At 39.4% G+C, this 16173-nt stretch carries 14 protein-coding genes; 10 read left to right on the top strand and 4 right to left on the bottom strand.

Annotated features, from left to right (window positions below):
* Window positions 1–8: 8 nt before the first annotated feature.
* A complete protein-coding gene (gene narI / locus ACZ427_RS11960) occupies window positions 9–728 on the top strand; it encodes a respiratory nitrate reductase subunit gamma (protein WP_461178778.1) in 720 nt (239 codons plus the stop codon).
* Between the two features lie 86 nt (window positions 729–814).
* Here narI (ACZ427_RS11960) and ACZ427_RS11955 read toward each other — a convergent pair whose 3' ends face one another.
* Window positions 815–1510, bottom strand: coding sequence for an aspartate/glutamate racemase family protein (locus ACZ427_RS11955; protein WP_461178777.1), 696 nt, complete (start codon window positions 1508–1510; stop codon window positions 815–817).
* 1021 nt (window positions 1511–2531) lie between these two features.
* On the opposite strand from ACZ427_RS11955, the gene ACZ427_RS11950 reads away from it, so the two are divergent.
* Complete coding sequence (locus ACZ427_RS11950; RefSeq protein ID WP_461178776.1) at window positions 2532–3251, top strand: Crp/Fnr family transcriptional regulator; 720 nt, start codon at window positions 2532–2534, stop codon at window positions 3249–3251.
* Between the two features lie 131 nt (window positions 3252–3382).
* Here ACZ427_RS11950 and ACZ427_RS11945 read toward each other — a convergent pair whose 3' ends face one another.
* Window positions 3383–4894 carry a nitrate/nitrite transporter gene (locus ACZ427_RS11945; RefSeq protein ID WP_461178775.1) on the bottom strand — a complete coding sequence of 504 codons (1512 nt, stop codon included), beginning with the start codon at window positions 4892–4894 and terminating at the stop codon, window positions 3383–3385.
* Window positions 4895–5103: 209 nt separating this feature from the next.
* Here ACZ427_RS11945 and ACZ427_RS11940 point away from each other — a divergent pair, with 209 nt between their 5' ends.
* The 7 genes from ACZ427_RS11940 (at window position 5104) to ACZ427_RS11910 (ending at window position 14239) form a co-directional block, all read left to right on the top strand.
* Complete coding sequence (locus ACZ427_RS11940; RefSeq protein WP_461178774.1) at window positions 5104–8787, top strand: nitrate reductase subunit alpha; 3684 nt, start codon at window positions 5104–5106, stop codon at window positions 8785–8787.
* Window positions 8777–10249 carry a nitrate reductase subunit beta gene (gene narH, locus ACZ427_RS11935; RefSeq protein ID WP_461178773.1) on the top strand — a complete coding sequence of 491 codons (1473 nt, stop codon included), beginning with the start codon at window positions 8777–8779 and terminating at the stop codon, window positions 10247–10249. Before ACZ427_RS11940 ends, narH begins: the two co-directional genes overlap by 11 nt.
* Window positions 10250–10379: 130 nt before the next feature.
* A complete protein-coding gene (narJ, locus tag ACZ427_RS11930) occupies window positions 10380–10949 on the top strand; it encodes a nitrate reductase molybdenum cofactor assembly chaperone (protein ID WP_461178772.1) in 570 nt (189 codons plus the stop codon).
* 41 nt (window positions 10950–10990) lie between these two features.
* The gene (gene narI / locus ACZ427_RS11925) at window positions 10991–11683 is read left to right on the top strand and encodes a respiratory nitrate reductase subunit gamma (RefSeq protein ID WP_461178771.1); all 693 of its coding nucleotides are present in this window, start codon (window positions 10991–10993) and stop codon (window positions 11681–11683) included.
* Window positions 11684–11767: 84 nt separating this feature from the next.
* Window positions 11768–12244 carry a hypothetical protein gene (locus tag ACZ427_RS11920; RefSeq protein ID WP_461178770.1) on the top strand — a complete coding sequence of 159 codons (477 nt, stop codon included), beginning with the start codon at window positions 11768–11770 and terminating at the stop codon, window positions 12242–12244.
* A gap of 33 nt (window positions 12245–12277) precedes the next feature.
* A complete protein-coding gene (locus ACZ427_RS11915; protein WP_461178769.1) occupies window positions 12278–13789 on the top strand; it encodes a tetratricopeptide repeat protein in 1512 nt (503 codons plus the stop codon).
* Between the two features lie 78 nt (window positions 13790–13867).
* On the top strand, window positions 13868–14239 hold the full coding sequence (locus ACZ427_RS11910; RefSeq protein WP_461178768.1) for a type II toxin-antitoxin system death-on-curing family toxin: 372 nt from the start codon (window positions 13868–13870) through the stop codon (window positions 14237–14239).
* 40 nt (window positions 14240–14279) lie between these two features.
* On the opposite strand, the gene ACZ427_RS11905 is transcribed toward ACZ427_RS11910, so the two are convergent.
* Together ACZ427_RS11905 and ACZ427_RS11900 are read right to left on the bottom strand one after the other, a co-directional pair.
* Window positions 14280–14666: an aspartyl protease family protein gene (locus tag ACZ427_RS11905; RefSeq protein WP_464883436.1), complete on the bottom strand. Its 387-nt coding sequence runs from the start codon at window positions 14664–14666 to the stop codon at window positions 14280–14282.
* Window positions 14666–14923, bottom strand: coding sequence for a hypothetical protein (locus tag ACZ427_RS11900; RefSeq protein WP_461178766.1), 258 nt, complete (start codon window positions 14921–14923; stop codon window positions 14666–14668). The genes ACZ427_RS11905 and ACZ427_RS11900 overlap by 1 nt, the downstream gene beginning before the upstream one ends.
* A gap of 405 nt (window positions 14924–15328) precedes the next feature.
* On the opposite strand from ACZ427_RS11900, the gene fdhD reads away from it, so the two are divergent.
* Complete coding sequence (gene fdhD, locus ACZ427_RS11895) at window positions 15329–16141, top strand: formate dehydrogenase accessory sulfurtransferase FdhD (protein WP_461178765.1); 813 nt, start codon at window positions 15329–15331, stop codon at window positions 16139–16141.
* Window positions 16142–16173: the final 32 nt, after the last annotated feature.

Here is a 16173-nt window from a genome sequence, read left to right as displayed (position 1 = left end):
TGATACAGATGACCGATGCTTCCAATATTTTCTGGTGGATTGTATATCCATATATTACATTAATGATCATGGTTACGGGATTGCTTTATCGCTATGCTTTTAGACAATTAAGCTGGGCGGCCCCTTCCACGGAATTCTTTGAAAAGAGATGGCTGCGTATTGGCTCTCCTTTGTTTCATTGGGGGATTCTGCTGGCATTTGGGGGACATGTTATGGGGATCATTATCCCTTTGGAATTTTACTATGCAATTGGGATAAATGATCATCAATATCATATTTTGGCTTTGACCGGCGGTGGACTTGCTGCAGTAATGGTCATGGCAGGACTCATTATTTTGCTGATTCGGAAAATCATTTTTGATCCAGTACGAATTCGAGCGGGTTTCGGTGATTTTTTCACTGTTATTGCGCTTTTGATTGTATCAGCGTCAGGAACATATGTGACACTTGTCTATAATACTGGTGCTGAACCGTACGATTATCGACAGGCGATAGGGCCGTGGTTTCGCAGTCTGTTCGTTTTGCAACCACAATATACATTAATGGAAGCAGCACCCATGGTATTTAAGATTCATGTAATTTCGGCTTTTGGATTGTTTGCATCGATTCCATTTACAAGTCTTATCCATTTCTACAGTGTGCCGGTCACATACCCTGCAAGGGCACCACAGCAATATCGATCAAGAGCCAATTATAGAAAAAAAGGCAACAAAAAAGATGGGGCATAAGATATGGTTGCCCATTTGTGAAAGAGGGGCAAGTCTCGTAGGGAGGCTGCCCCTTACGCGTTCACGTTATTAAATAAAGATATTTATCATTTAAATGTCTGTTCCACCATTTTTTCAACATGGATGTCTGTAGTATTCAGTAATTTAATATCTAAATCGTCTTGATTCAGGATCATAGGAAGTTCTGTACAGCCCAAAATCAGACCATCAAAATCTTCTTTCTCCCTCATTTTGTGAATGATGTTTAGAAGATTTTCTTTCGTTTCCGGGTTAACGATACCGTTCTCAAGTTCATCGACAATCTTCTGATGTATGTAATTCTGATCTTCTTCACCTGGTACAATAATTTCTTTCTTTCCTTTTTGAAAAGGTTTTTTGAAAAAGTCATTATCCATGGTGAATTTTGTTCCAAGGAGACAGGCTTTTTTCAGGTTAAGTTCGTCTGCTTTATCTTGAGTTGCCTCAACGATACTAATCATAGGGATATTGACTCTCTCCTGAATCTTTTCAAACACGATATGTGGCGTATTTGCAGAAATGACCGCAAAGTCCGCCCCAATGTCTTCCAGCTTTTTTGCAGCACCACCCACATAATCAATTAAGCTATTTATCTGATTATCTGAGATAAATTGAAAAATTTTATACATGTTGATACTGTTAATGTACAGTTCAGGAAGTTCTTGTTTGCTGTTTACCCTCGCCTGATATTTTTTAATAAATGATTGATAATAATCTACAGTAGATTCAGGCCCAAGTCCGCCGATAATACCTGCTTTTTTCATTGTATCCCTTCCTTCCTTTGACTTTAAAAACGGATGTCCAACTATTGCATACATTCAGTTTTACAACCCACGATTATGCTAATTTGCTGTATTAAGACAATACCTTTTTGACAGTTTTTCAAACATTTTTACAACATGGTTCACTCTGCTGATTTTCTCGTTAATCTTGCATAGGGAATAAAATATTAGAAAACTTGGCATTCACCAAGTCTGTACTTATGCAATAAGAAAGTTTTATACTTCTGTATGAAAATAACTGTTATTAGAACGGGAAAAACTATTCAGTTAACCACTATGAACCAAGATTATGCCATTTTCCGGTAGGCTCTTTTGGTGAAATTTTGTTGCTCTTTAACGTCGAAGTTGATATAAAAGACGACGTAACTGCTATGTCGATTTCCGCTGCGGACCGTTGCTTTCCGCGGGCACGGCTTCAGCCTCCTCGCGGAAGATCACCGCTGCGGGGTCTTCAGCTCGTGCTGTTCCCGCTGGAGTCAACGGTCCTCCGCTCCAATCAACCATCTTAAAAGTGCATAACTATACGTGACTAAATTAAACAATAAATAAATGCGATAAGTTGCAGTGCGCTAACCAGCGAAGGAAATACACGAAGACTCCAGCGGGAAAGCGAAGACGCCTGAGACCCCACAGCGAGAGCCCGCGGAAAGCGTAGTGTATTTCCGTAGCGGTTAAAAAACACCAAACATCATTTCAAGTTACTTCGTCTTTTATATCTTTTGTGACAAAAGCAACAAATCGATGGGACGAGTAATCACAGTCCAATGTTTAAAGAACAGCTTTCTGGTTAATTTAGCTGTTTTTATTAAAGATGCTGATGGCATGCTCTTAGCCACCATGTTGGTTTCTTAACTGTTGATAAAAAACGGAAATATTTGAAACTTCCGGTTTTTTGCATGGGAAAAAAGGGAAATAGTATGATAGTCTATACTATAATAGGCACATGTAATATATCTTTTATTATTTCACATAGTCGATTACGTTTCTGAAAGGGGTAAACACAATGGGCATGGGTTTAGTCAATCAGTTAATAGTTGAACGCAATACAGAACATTTTTCGACTGAAGGCTTGGATAAACTGAGAGAAAATATGGCTGTCAGAAGTTTTGATGAAGGATCAAAGATATATTGGGAAGGGGACAACAGCGAGGAGATATATTACCTGATGCAAGGAAAGGTGAAGTTGACAAAACTCAACGAAGATGGAAAAGAACTCACCATGTATCATTATTTCTCTGGAGATCTGTTTGGTGAGTATCCCTCCATGAATAGTCAAATGTGTTCATTTACGGCCCAAACAACGGAGGAATCAATAATAGGAGTGATTCAGCAGCGTGACGTTGACGAGCTTGTCAGGGAATTTGGTTATTTGGCACTCGAATTGACGCAATGGATGAGCCAGATGCAACGCTATACACAGATGAAATTAAGAGATTTATTATTATATGGTAAAAATGGTGCGCTCGCCTCAACATTAATCAGAATCTCCAATACATATGGTTCTGAAGAAAGAAATAAAATAAATATTACAAGAAAGTTTACCAATATTGAGCTGGCAAAACTAATTGGAGCGACCCGCGAAACAGTAAATAGACTTTTGGCAGACTTTAAACAGAACGGGTTAATAAGTTATGAGCAGGGCAGAATAGAGATTTTGAATATGGATGGCCTAAAAAGCATTAACCAATGTGAAGGTTGTCCGGCAGAAATATGCAGACTGTAGGGGACAGAGAGAGACGCTATAGGAGGAATTTACAGCGTTTTTTAGGCAGTTCAAAAAGTGAAAAAATTCTTAACACATAAATGAAACTAAGGCGATCGCCCGAAGTTGGTGAAAGCCTTAGTTTTCTATACTTATTCTTTCTTCTGATCTGAATCTGTCAAATCATTGAACATACCCACATAATACTTTACCTGACCGACATTATTTTTAATGGAGCTTATATTCAGCCATTCTTTATAAACTTCCCCATTTTTCCTTTTGTTCCAAATTTCCCCTTCCCAAAAACCATGTTGATGGATTTGTCTCCACATATTTTTATAAAAGGAAGCATTATGATTTCCGGAACTTAGGAGGTTTGGTTTCATACCAATAGCTTCATCTTCTGTATATCCAGTTACCCGTGTGAAGGCAGGATTTACATATTGAATAACTTTATTCTTATTTGTAATCATAATACCTTCAGCAGTACCTTCAATTACTTTTCTCTCCATATTCATTTGATCCTGATAATACATGAAAATAACGATCACCAAGCTTACCAGTGCAAATTGGGATAAGGCCATAAATCCAATGGCATAATTACCGGTTATATTGAAAACAGCTGTCAATATAATTGGTGGGAAAAAGCCGCCCAATCCCCCCATAGCTGAAACAATACCATTTGCAATTCCAGATTGACCGGCGAAGTATAAAGGAACAAGCTTGAAAACTGTTCCATTGCCAATACCGACAGTAACCGCAACAGCTATAGATCCTACGGTATACCACTCGATATTCGGTGAAAAAGATAAAAGGATTCCGGAAAGTGTTACACCAATAAAAACAATCATTAAAATGGTAAAGGCGTTAAATCGATCGGCGAGCCAGCCACCCACAGGCCTTAGCAATGTTGCAACTGCGATGAATCCGGCAGTTCTTAACCCCGCGTCCACTGGAGTGAGATTGAAATTGTTAACCAGAAAGCTTGGAAGAAATACGGTGAATGCTACAAATGATCCAAACGTTATAAAATAAAATAAGCTGAGAAACCATAACATGGAATTCCGATAGACCTTTTTAATTTGCTTCACCATGGAAACTTTTACTTTTGATTCCTTCCTATCCCCAAAAATAATGTTTAATCCAAGAAATAGAAGAATTAGTATTAAGTATAATTGGATGGTTCCCTGCCATCCGATTGATTCTGCAATGACAGGTGCAGCAAATGTGGTTGCCGCTGTACCGATGTTACCCACACCATAGATGCCATTGACGAGGCCATGCTTCTCTTTTGGATAATACTTAGGCAGGGAGGTAACACCAATGGAGAACGTTGCTCCCCCAACCCCGAGAATCAATCCCCCGATTACCAAGTCGGCAAACGAATCAGCAATACTAATGTAGAAGACCGGAAATAACAGGATGATAAAACTGATGATATTAATGGTTCTTGCCCCGAATCGATTGGTATAAAAACCGATGGGGACCCGGAGCAGCGACCCGAGAATTACCGGGATTGCTGTTACTAAGGAAACCTGCCCAGCTGTTAAAGCTATATCTTCCTGGATACTTGGCATTAATGAGGAGATCAATACCCATATCATAAATCCGACGACAAGGCTGGAAGTTTGCAAGGATAACTGTAAACCTGGTTTTTTGTTCATATATTGTCTTCCTTCCTCCATATAGTTAAACATGTTATTTCCACGATAATAGATAGAGGGTCTTATTACTGTGAAAAACATCACAGTTTATACATGAAATTTAAATCGTGGCTAAATCGTGACACTTTTCACAGATGTGATGTTTTTCACACCTTCAAAAAAATACGGATGGTTAAATGGGGTTACAGTAATTTATTGGAGGGACTCACATGAAAAAGAAACCATCTCCACTTTGGCAACGATTTAACTATTTGAAACCAAAAGAAACCTATTCAAACAATCATAGTCAACTGCAGGAAGGAAATCGTGACTGGGAAAATGTCTATCGAAGAAGGTGGCAGCATGATAAAGTAATTCGTTCGACCCATGGTGTCAACTGTACTGGCTCTTGCAGCTGGAATATTTTTGTGAAAGACGGGATTGTGACATGGGAAGGACAACAGCTGGATTATCCGACCACAGGTCCGGATATGCCAGAATTCGAACCACGCGGTTGCCCAAGGGGCGCGAGTTTTTCTTGGTATATTTACAGTCCATTACGCGTGAAATATCCTTATGTACGAAAAAAGTTATTGTACTTATGGCGAGAAGCATTACAAATACATGATACACCGCTAAAAGCATGGCAAAGTATTGTGGAAGATAAAGAAAAGGCAACCTATTACAAGCAGGCAAGAGGTAAAGGTGGGCTGGTTCGTGCCGATTGGGAGGAAGTAACGAAACTTGTTGCTGCTTCCGTGCTGTATACAACATTAAAATACGGACCTGATCGCAATGTCGGTTTTTCACCAATCCCGGCAATGTCCATGATCAGTCATGCTGCAGGAAGCCGTTTTATGTCATTAATCGGTGGACCAATGCTCAGTTTCTATGATTGGTATGCAGATTTGCCACCGGCTTCTCCACAGATTTGGGGTGACCAGACAGATGTGCCGGAAAGCTCAGACTGGTTTAATGCTGAATACATTATGACATGGGGTTCCAATGTTCCACTGACTCGTACACCTGATGCGCATTTTCTGGCAGAGGCGCGTTACAAAGGAACAAAAGTGGTATCCGTAAGTCCTGACTATGCCGAATCAACCAAATTTTCCGATGACTGGATGTCTGTGAAACAAGGAACAGATGGCGCTGTTGCAATGGCGATGGGGCATGTTATTTTAAATGAATTTTATCAGAAAGAAATGACACCCTATTTTGAGGAATATGCGAAAACATATACGGATTTTCCCTTCTCAGTTCGCTTGAAAAAGGAGAATGGCCAATTTACGGCAGACCGATTTTTACATGCGAAAGACCTTGGAATTAATGACAATAATAATGAGTGGAAACCGGCAATGTATAACAAGAATATTGATGCATTCTCTATCCCGCAAGGAACAATGGGTTCACGCTGGGATACGTCAGGAAAATGGAATTTACATTTAATCGATGAAAATACAAATGAAGCAATCGAACCTGTCTTAAGTTTTCTAGGTATGGAAGATGAAATTGTGATGGTTAATATGCCATATTTTGATGAAAAAACGAAAAAGGTTTTACCACGAGCCGTACCGGTGAAGAAAATCAAAATGAATGGAGAAACAGAATACATTACCTCCGTTTATGATTTAATGCTGGCAAACTACGGAATCGATCGTGGAATTGGTGGGGAGGTTGCAGCTTCTTATGATGAAATTGCTCCATTTTCACCGGCATGGCAGGAACAGATCAGTGGTGTGGACAAGAATCTGGTGATTAAAATTGCTAGGGAATTTGCTCAAAACGCGATTGATACAAATGGGCGTTCCATGATTATCATGGGGGCAGGAATCAATCATTGGTTTAATTCGGATACGATTTACCGTGCGGTTGTTAACCTTGTTCTAATGGTAGGTGCTCAAGGTGTGAATGGTGGAGGCTGGGCTCACTATGTTGGGCAGGAAAAACTTCGGCCTGCGGAAGGTTGGAATCAGGTTGCGACCGCAAAAGACTGGGGCGGTCCGCCAAAACTGCAAAACGGAACATCCTTCTTCTACTTTGCAACAGATCAGTGGCGCTTTGAGGAAACACCGGTAAGCGAATTGACAGCAGCAACGGTAGAAAAGGCAAGATATGATCACCATGGCGATTATAATGTGCTGGCAGCTCGTTTAGGCTGGCTACCATCCTATCCGACTTTTAATAAAAATGGAATGGATGTATACAAGGAGGCGGTGACTGAGGGAAATGAGTCCATTGAGCAGATTGGGAGATATGTAGCCAAACAGCTAAAGGATAAAAAGCTGAAATTTGCAATTGAGGATCCGGATGATGCTGTTAACTTCCCGAGAAACCTATTTGTCTGGCGTGCAAACCTGATTTCCAGTTCAGGGAAAGGTCATGAATACTTCCTGAAAACATTGCTTGGAACAACACATGGATTGCTTAATTCCGATGAGGATACGCTTCGTCCGGAAGAAATTAAATGGAGAGAAGAGGCACCTGAAGGAAAACTGGATTTATTAATCAACCTTGATTTTCGTATGGCGGGAACTGCATTATATTCAGATGTTATTTTACCTGCTGCAACATGGTATGAAAAATATGATCTCTCAAGCACGGATATGCATCCATTTGTTCATCCTTTTAATCCTGCTATTGCGTCACCATGGGAATCAAAATCAGATTGGGATATTTTTAAAGAATTAGCAAAGGGCGTCTCTAATTTAGCGGAAGATTTGGATATGGATCCGGTGAAGGAAGTTGTTGCCACGCCCCTGCAACATGATACACCGGGAGAAATGGCTCAGCCGTTTGGTGAAATAAAAGACTGGTCAAAAGGTGAATGTGAACCGATTCCAGGCAAAACAATGCCACAAATTCATGTCGTTGAGCATGATTATAAACAGGTCTATACGAAAATGACCTCCCTCGGACCGAATATAGCAAAACAGCCGTATGGAACAAAAGGGATTAACTGGAAGATGGAAAAAGAATATGAACAGGTGAAACATACGATTGGCAAAGTGAACAACGATAGTATAGCCGATGGTTGTCCTGATATAACCAATGCAAGAGATGCCTGTGAGGCAATTCTTATGCTTTCATCCACGACAAATGGAAAAGTGGCGGTGAAATCATGGGAGGCATTGGAGAAGAAAACGAATCTCGAACTGAAAGACCTGGCTGAAGAAAGAGAGGAAGAGCTGTTTACATTTGATCAGATCACGGCACAGCCAAAAACAGTAATCACTTCCCCTGCATTCAGCGGTTCAGAAAAAGGCGGCAGAAGGTATTCACCATTTACAACAAATATTGAACGAATGATTCCATTTCGGACAATTACAGGAAGACAATCCTATTTTCTTGACCATGAAATGATGAAAGAATTTGGAGAAATGATGGCGATTTACAAACCTATTTTAAACCATAAACCATTTCGGGCGGAGCGGCCGGAAGTGGAAGGAAAAGAAATTACCTTAAATTATTTAACGCCACATAATAAATGGTCGGTCCATAGTATGTATTTTGATTCGCAGCCAATGCTAACACTTTTCAGAGGCGGGCCAACAATTTGGCTAAATAAAGATGATGCGGCTGAGGCAGATGTAGAAGATAATGACTGGATTGAATGTTTTAACCGAAATGGTGTTGTTGTTGCCAGAGCGGTTGTATCCCATCGTATTCCAAGAACGATGGCATTTATGCATCATGCACAGGATCGGCACATTCATACACCTGGAACGAAATTAACGAAGAATCGTGGTGGCACACATAACAGCCCTACACGAATTCATGTGAAACCAACCCATATGATTGGCGGTTACGGACAACTGAGTTATGGCTTTAATTATTATGGACCTACTGGGAATCAGCGGGATTTAAATGTCATTATCCGAAAAATGAAGGAGGTAGATTGGCTTGAAGATTAAGGCACAGGTTGGAATGATTATGAACCTTGATAAATGCATCGGCTGCCATACATGTAGCGTAACATGCAAAAACACCTGGACAAATCGTCCGGGTGCAGAATATATGTATTTTAATAATGTAGAAACAAAACCGGGCATCGGTTACCCAAAACAATGGGAAGACCAGGAAAAATATAAAGGCGGCTGGGAACTGGATGGCGGCGAATTGAAGCTGAAATCAGGTTCGAAAGCCAATCGTCTGCTGAACCTGTTTTATAACCCGAATCAACCGGAAATGGACGATTATTATGAACCATGGACTTATGATTATGAAACATTAACAAATTCGCCGGAGAAAAAGCATCAGCCTGTAGCCAGAGCAAAATCAGCAATCACCGGTGAATTCATGGATCTGGAATGGGGTCCAAACTGGGAGGATGACCTTGCAGGCGGACATATTACCGGACTCCGCGATCCGAATGTTGTCCAAATGGAAGAATCAATCAAGACTGAATTTGAAGATGTATTTATGATGTACTTGCCTAGAATTTGTGAACACTGCATCAATGCACCATGTGTCTCATCCTGTCCATCAGGTGCCATGTATAAAAGAGATGAAGACGGGATTGTGCTTGTTGACCAAAATGCATGCCGTGCCTGGAGACATTGTGTGACATCATGCCCGTATAAAAAAGTCTATTTCAACTGGCAAACCAATAAAGCGGAAAAATGTACGATGTGTTACCCAAGAATCGAAAATGGCCAGCCGACCATTTGTTCAGAAACCTGTGTCGGCAGAATCCGCTACATTGGTGTCATGTTATATGATGCGGATAAAGTGTTGGAAGCGGCATCTGTAGAGGATGAAACAGAGCTTTACGATGCACAGCTTGGCATTTTCCTTGATCCTAACGACCCTGAAGTCATCGCCGAGGCAAAAAAAGAAGGCATACCGATGGATTGGATTGAAGCTGCTCAACAATCACCGCTTTATAAAATGATTATCGACTGGAAGATTGCCCTGCCACTTCATCCGGAATATCGTACGATGCCGATGGTATGGTATATACCACCACTTAGTCCAATTATGAACATGATTGAAGGAAAAGGAAGTCATAAAGATACGGACGATATTTTCCCGGCAATTGATAATATGAGGATTCCAATCGAGTATCTGGCTAATTTATTAACAGTGGGAGACAAAGAACTAATTCGGACAGTATTGAAAAAAATGGCGGTAATGCGCAGCTACATGCGTGCTAAAAACACTGGTAAATCCTTTGATACAGAAATTATTACAGATCTTGGTTTAGAGGAAGATGACATCAAGAAAATGTACCGATTACTGGCAATTGCAAAATATAACGACCGTTTCGTTATACCCAAAAGCCATAAGGAAGAAGTGGCAGAACTGTACGATGAACAAGGCACCTGTGGCCTTGACTTTGCCGGCGGACCAGGAAGCTGCGGCGTCCTGTCATAAAATGAGGGGGGCCTGTCCCCCAGCGCTTTAAAGCGATAAAGCAAAACAGATTCTATCAGGCATCAGGGCGGCCTCCTCATTTGAGGGGGTCAGACCCCCTCAAAGACAAGAGAAAAAAGGGGTGGTTCAAATGGATCGGAATCAAAGTTTAAACGTTTATCAGATGCTTTCATTTCTTTTGCAGTATCCAAATCGTCAAATGGTTGAAGCATTGCCGGAAATGCAAAGGGAAATTGATACAATTGAAGAGCAGCAAATACAGAATCATATAAAGAAATTTATTGAAATAGCTTCCAGTACACCATTGGATAATTGGATTGACTATTATGTTGAAAACTTCGATTTTGGTAGACTGACAAACCTTTATATAACGTATCTGAAACTTGGTGAACAAAGAGAAAGAGGACTGGAATTACTGAAGTTGAAGAAATTCTATGAAGCTTCAGGGTTTGAAGTGACAGATAAGGAACTGACAGATTATTTGCCGCTCATACTTGAATTTTGCGGGAATGTACCGGCTGAAAAAAGCAGTGAATTGTTGCAGATGCACGTGAAAGCAATTCATGCGATACGGGATAAGCTGGCAGAAAGTGACAATCATTATGTTTTATTATTTGATGCACTTACACATCAAATGGAGAAAAATGGTGTGTCTATTCTCCCGGAAGAAAACAGTACTCCTGCAGTAACGGGGAAATAAGCAATTCATGGTTTTACTAGCCTGGAAGGAGGCAAGTTGAAATGAGTTTAACAGATTTACTATTATGGGGGGTCTTTCCTTATATTGTATTAACGATATTTATCGGTGGCCATATTTACAGATATCAGAAAGATCAATTCGGCTGGTCAACGAAATCCAGTGAGTTCCTGGAAAAGAAACAGCTGCGAATCGGTTCTACCCTGTTTCATTGGGGAATTATATTTGTATTTGGCGGACATGTGCTTGGACTGATTGTTCCAGTCCAGTTATACAATGCACTTGGGGTTTCCGAGCATATGTATCATATTGTCGCAATTGCTTTCGGTCTGCCTGCAGGTATTGCTGCTTTCGTTGGAATAATTATGTTAAGCTATAGAAGAATTAGTGTAAAAAGAATCAAAGCTACTACTTCTGCTGGTGATTGGGTTACATTAATCTTTCTGGCGCTGGCAATAATATCTGGACTGGTTGCCACGTCTTTAAATGTCGATTCCGGGGGCTTCGATTATCGGACAACAATAGCACCATGGATCAGGGGATTATTTGTTTTCAATGTCCAGCCTGAACACATGGCGAGTGTTCCATTGGCTTTTAAAATCCACATTTATACAACATTTGGTTTATATGTCGTTTGGCCATTCACAAGACTGGTCCATGTATTCAGTTTCCCACTTCGGTATTTGAGACGAAACTATGTCATCTACAAAAAAAGAATGTCAACGAAAGAAGCATAATACAAGAGAGGGATGTTTGAAAGCAGCATTTCAGAGCACCCTCTTTTTCAAAAGTATTTTTCCTTTTTAAAATGAGGGATATCCATGAGCAAATGGTTTTACTTCAATCTGATGGTACTGGCTTTAGCACTGTGGAATGTGATAGGTGGCAGTCGATTTCCAATCATACACCTTCATATCCTGTTTGGGTTAGCAGGACTGCTTTTTGTCCTATTTAACTGGACAAGACATGCTGTTTTTTCTACGATACGTCATTCTCCGGATCGAGAGAAAAAGATAAAACTCGCGACAATTTCAAAAAAAGTGTTGGTCTTTCATCGCTGGACAGGCACGCTAGCCTTAGTATTCATTATTATTCATGTAGCTCTTGTCATAAATCGTTACGGGTTTTTCTGGGAAAATTTGAAAATGGTAAGTGGTCTGGTGACAGGAATTTTTCTGATCAGTATGGTTGTTACAGGATGGATGAGATTGATCAGACCATCCGGAAGAAAAAGGAGAGCTCACCTACGTTTGGGAATGGTATTGTTTTTTCTAATTATGCTTCATCTTATCTTCTAGATTACTATACAAAGAAATAAGGTTGTGAATCTGATGACAAAAAATGTTGAGTTGAATCAGGAAATGGAAGCAAGCCTCCTGTCACTTAGGGAGGAAGTAAAGAATAAAGTGATGGAAAGGAATTATGATTCGGCAAGAGAGCAAGTAAGGGAAATGGAACAGCTTCTCGAAGCAAATGATGATTTACATACAGATACGCAATTACTATCCATGGCTGCATTGGCAAAGTTTTATAAGCGAGTCAGTAATTACGATAAAGCTGCCAGTTATAGCCAACAAGCGTTAAACATGATAAAGAAGGTTAATGAAACACATACAGAAACAATCATCGACTCCCACCTGGAATATGCCGCATTAGAGAGAGAATACAGCAATTATGCCGAAGCAAGAAAATTATTAGCTACTTTACTTAACTTTCTCGAAAGTAATGACATAAAGGATGCATTCCCCTATGGGATGACATACAGCAGTTTAGGTAAAGTGTTTCTGGATGAAGATGCGATTGAAAATGGAATCAATCAATTGAAGCAGGCTGTCGACTATTTCCGTGAGGCTGTATCTGAGACGCATCAAGTATTGACTCAGACCATTCATTTGCTTTCAGATGCTTATATCCGTAATGAAAATTACAATCAGGCTTTATCTCTCTATCAGGATGTATTGAAAAATCATCAGGGAAAAGAAGATAGGGTTCAAGAAGGAAAAACATTGCTGAAAATGGGGGAAATCTATTTTTATATTGATTTGAAAAAAGCCCGCAGAACGATTACAAAAGCAATGAAAATTTTCGAGGAAATTTATGATGATAACCATTTAGATATCGCACAGGGCAATCTGATGTTGGGTGAACTGGATGAAAATATGGGCGCATTTCCTAGAGCAATCAACTATTATAAAAGGGCCCTTGACCAGTTTAATGCTTTCTACGAAGAAAATCACTTCATGTGTGTGTATGCCTATTCCAAAATAGGGACATTATCCATCAAGGCAAATGAACTGATGGAGGCAAAAAACTATCTGGAAAAAGGATTAGCCCTTTCTAAGGATTTTGCGAATATCAGGCTGCAATTTCTTCATGCCTTAGGTGAAATTTATTCCAATGAAAAACGATACAAGGAAGCATATTCCGCCTTTGCAGAATTCTTAGAAATACTTGAAAAAGACGGCAGAAAAAAATCAAAAGGATATGCGGATACGCTAACAATGATGGCCTTTAATGAACAGGATCAGGAACGGCTGGATCATGCATGCAAGTTCTATGCGGATGCATTGGCTGTTTATGAACAACTAAAACCTGTTCCTCCTGAAGAAACAGGCTTAACGAATATGCGTCTGGCACATTGTTATGAAATTAAACAGGATAAAAATCTGGTGAAAGCAGAAAGCCATTATGAAAAAGGGTATAAACTGATTGAAAAAACCCGAAACCATGATATCCAAGTAGATGCACTGTCTGGGATCATCGACTTTTTCACCCGCTACCCAAATCCGAAAAAGAGAAAAAAATACGAGGACAAGTTTGTGAAATTACAAACCGCAAAATAACGTTCATCTATTGAAATGTAAACAGGCTATCACAAGTAAACCCGTTCTCTATCATGAAGTAACGGGTTTACTTGTGAGGTGCAAAATGTTAAATCGCATAGAAAACCACAGAGTAGTCTATACTCCCCTGATGAACAATTGGGTGTAAAAGAACCAAACTTACCTGACTCAGCTATTAATCGCCCAAAACAATCTGTGTTTGGTAGTGATGCTTATCCTTCCATTCATGAAAAAGCAGCTGCACTTTTTGAAACAATTGCAAAAACCTTAGCTTTTCATAATGCTAATAAACGAACGGCTTTAGCTTCATTAATTGTTTTCTTAAAAATAAACCATTATCAATGGACGATGGGAATTGAAGAACAAGACTTCAAAGTTGATGTAGTTAATCATAGATACACATTTGAAGAAATAGTTTTAACAATTAGGAACCATACCGAAAAACTATAAAAAAACAGCAAGTATAGATGAAATTCTCATATACCTGCCATTATCTATTTGAATCTAATATTAATTCGTCTATATTAATAATTACTTTCAATTGTTGTAACAAGTCTAACCCAATAATACCATCCAAATCAAAACCGTAATTCATTGCACCAATTTCCAAAGCGAACTCTGTTGTTTGCATTTCTCCTATTTTTACTAAATCAACCGTCTTCGAATATACAAACTCTGAACCGCCTACCCCACTGATACGATATATCATGTCATTCTCTTCTGCTACAATACCTATTGTTTCAGCTAAGTCCGTTGATATGACGGTACTGCCTGATTCAGTATCCACTAATACACGTTGCAGATGAAGAGATTTGCCCCTAAATGTTAGTTCCATGTCTGCAAGCAATAAATCATTATCTATCTTCAGTTTTTTCACTATCTCCTGACACCTACCCATTTTTTCTCAATGATATTGGGCTTCTTACGACTTGTGTGAAGAACATATAATTCTCTATTAGGATCTTCCCGATGAATTTCTTGGTATGCCCTCATCGCCTCTGGAGAATTGGAAAACTTTTTCAAAGGGGCAATCTCTTCTAAGATACGCTCACTTTCCCCATTTGTATGCGCTTGAGTTGCTTCTATCAAAACCCACTGTTTAGGAAATGCTTGGCGTACATCTTCCCAGTTCATTTAAATCACCTCCAGAATATTTAGTTATATTATATCATGATATTGTACAGTTGTAATACACTCCGAATTCAGCAAATACTTATTAAAGATAAGCACCAGTTTAAGTGTAATATTTCACAATCTCTGTATACCTCTAATACTATTTTAACATAAATATCCAAACACCTTTGTTTCTTCTAACAATTCACATAGAAAATCGCAGGAAATTCACAAGACGGAAATATTTAATTCCGTACCTGTGATAATGGGTGTGATTTGCTATGAAATATACTATTTCGTCATGTATTCGTTTACACCAGAGGGGCCATGTGATACGATGTAGTGTAAAATTATAATATTTGATAAATTTCGTAATGCAAAACACGTGAAAGAATTTGAAACGTAAATAAACTAGAGGTGAGTGTGATGGATGATACCAAGCAAAATGGCTGGGAAATCATCCGGTTCGACGGAGAAACCCCGTCCATTTTAGAAGAAGAAATAGCAACGGAATATCCACTTACAGTTATGCTAAATGGAGAAGAATTTGCTACAATGGTTTGCTCACCGACGAATCTTCATGATCTGCTGGTGGGATTTCTGGCTTCCGAAGGGATTATTCGTTTTTATAATGAGATTAAAAAACTAACGATTGATGAAAAACTCGGATTTGCTTATATCGAAATAAATAAATCCATTGATATGGACCAGCAGGATCATTCCAAACGGTTTATCGGTTCATGCTGTGGAAAAAGCAGACAGTTTTATTTTAAGAGTGATGTAAAAACAGCCAAAACAGTTACAAGCAAATTATCCGTCACTGTTAATCAATGCTTTTCATTAATGAACCAATTGCAAAATCAATCGGAACAATTTATTCGCACAGGCGGTGTCCACAATGCAGCCCTTGCTACTCCAGCCGAAACACTCACAGTGAGAACGGACATCGGCCGGCATAATGCATTGGACAAATTATACGGTTATATCTTGAAAGATAAAGTTCGTCTGGGGGATAAATTGATCGTATTTAGTGGTCGGATATCTTCTGAAGTATTGCTGAAGATATCCAAAATTGGTGTAGGTATTCTCATTTCCAAATCGGCACCAACTGATTTGGCACTGAAACTGGCAAATGACCTGGGTATTACAGTAATTGGTTTTGCCAGGGGGAATAAGATGAATGTATATACACATCCAAACCGGATTATGGAAACAGATCGTAGAGTCACAGAAAAGTAGAGCCTGTGACATTTTTAACATCATATAATTTT

It is taken from the genome of Virgibacillus ainsalahensis, assembly GCF_055380755.1.
Note: the sequence above shows the minus strand (reverse complement) of the source record. Positions and strands in the feature narration are given on the sequence as shown.

Bases quoted from the DNA above. Each gene is read 5' to 3' on its own strand.
- narI (WP_461178778.1), top strand. From the start codon at position 9: ATGACCGATGCTTCCAATATTTTCTGGTGGATTGTATATCCATATATT.
- ACZ427_RS11955 (WP_461178777.1), bottom strand. From the start codon at position 1,510: ATGAAAAAAGCAGGTATTATCGGCGGACTTGGGCCTGAATCTACTGTA.
- ACZ427_RS11950 (WP_461178776.1), top strand. From the start codon at position 2,532: ATGGGCATGGGTTTAGTCAATCAGTTAATAGTTGAACGCAATACAGAA.
- ACZ427_RS11945 (WP_461178775.1), bottom strand. From the start codon at position 4,894: ATGAACAAAAAACCAGGTTTACAGTTATCCTTGCAAACTTCCAGCCTT.
- ACZ427_RS11940 (WP_461178774.1), top strand. From the start codon at position 5,104: ATGAAAAAGAAACCATCTCCACTTTGGCAACGATTTAACTATTTGAAA.
- narJ (WP_461178772.1), top strand. From the start codon at position 10,380: ATGGATCGGAATCAAAGTTTAAACGTTTATCAGATGCTTTCATTTCTT.
- narI (WP_461178771.1), top strand. From the start codon at position 10,991: ATGAGTTTAACAGATTTACTATTATGGGGGGTCTTTCCTTATATTGTA.
- ACZ427_RS11920 (WP_461178770.1), top strand. From the start codon at position 11,768: ATGAGCAAATGGTTTTACTTCAATCTGATGGTACTGGCTTTAGCACTG.
- ACZ427_RS11915 (WP_461178769.1), top strand. From the start codon at position 12,278: ATGACAAAAAATGTTGAGTTGAATCAGGAAATGGAAGCAAGCCTCCTG.
- ACZ427_RS11900 (WP_461178766.1), bottom strand. From the start codon at position 14,923: ATGAACTGGGAAGATGTACGCCAAGCATTTCCTAAACAGTGGGTTTTG.
- fdhD (WP_461178765.1), top strand. From the start codon at position 15,329: ATGGATGATACCAAGCAAAATGGCTGGGAAATCATCCGGTTCGACGGA.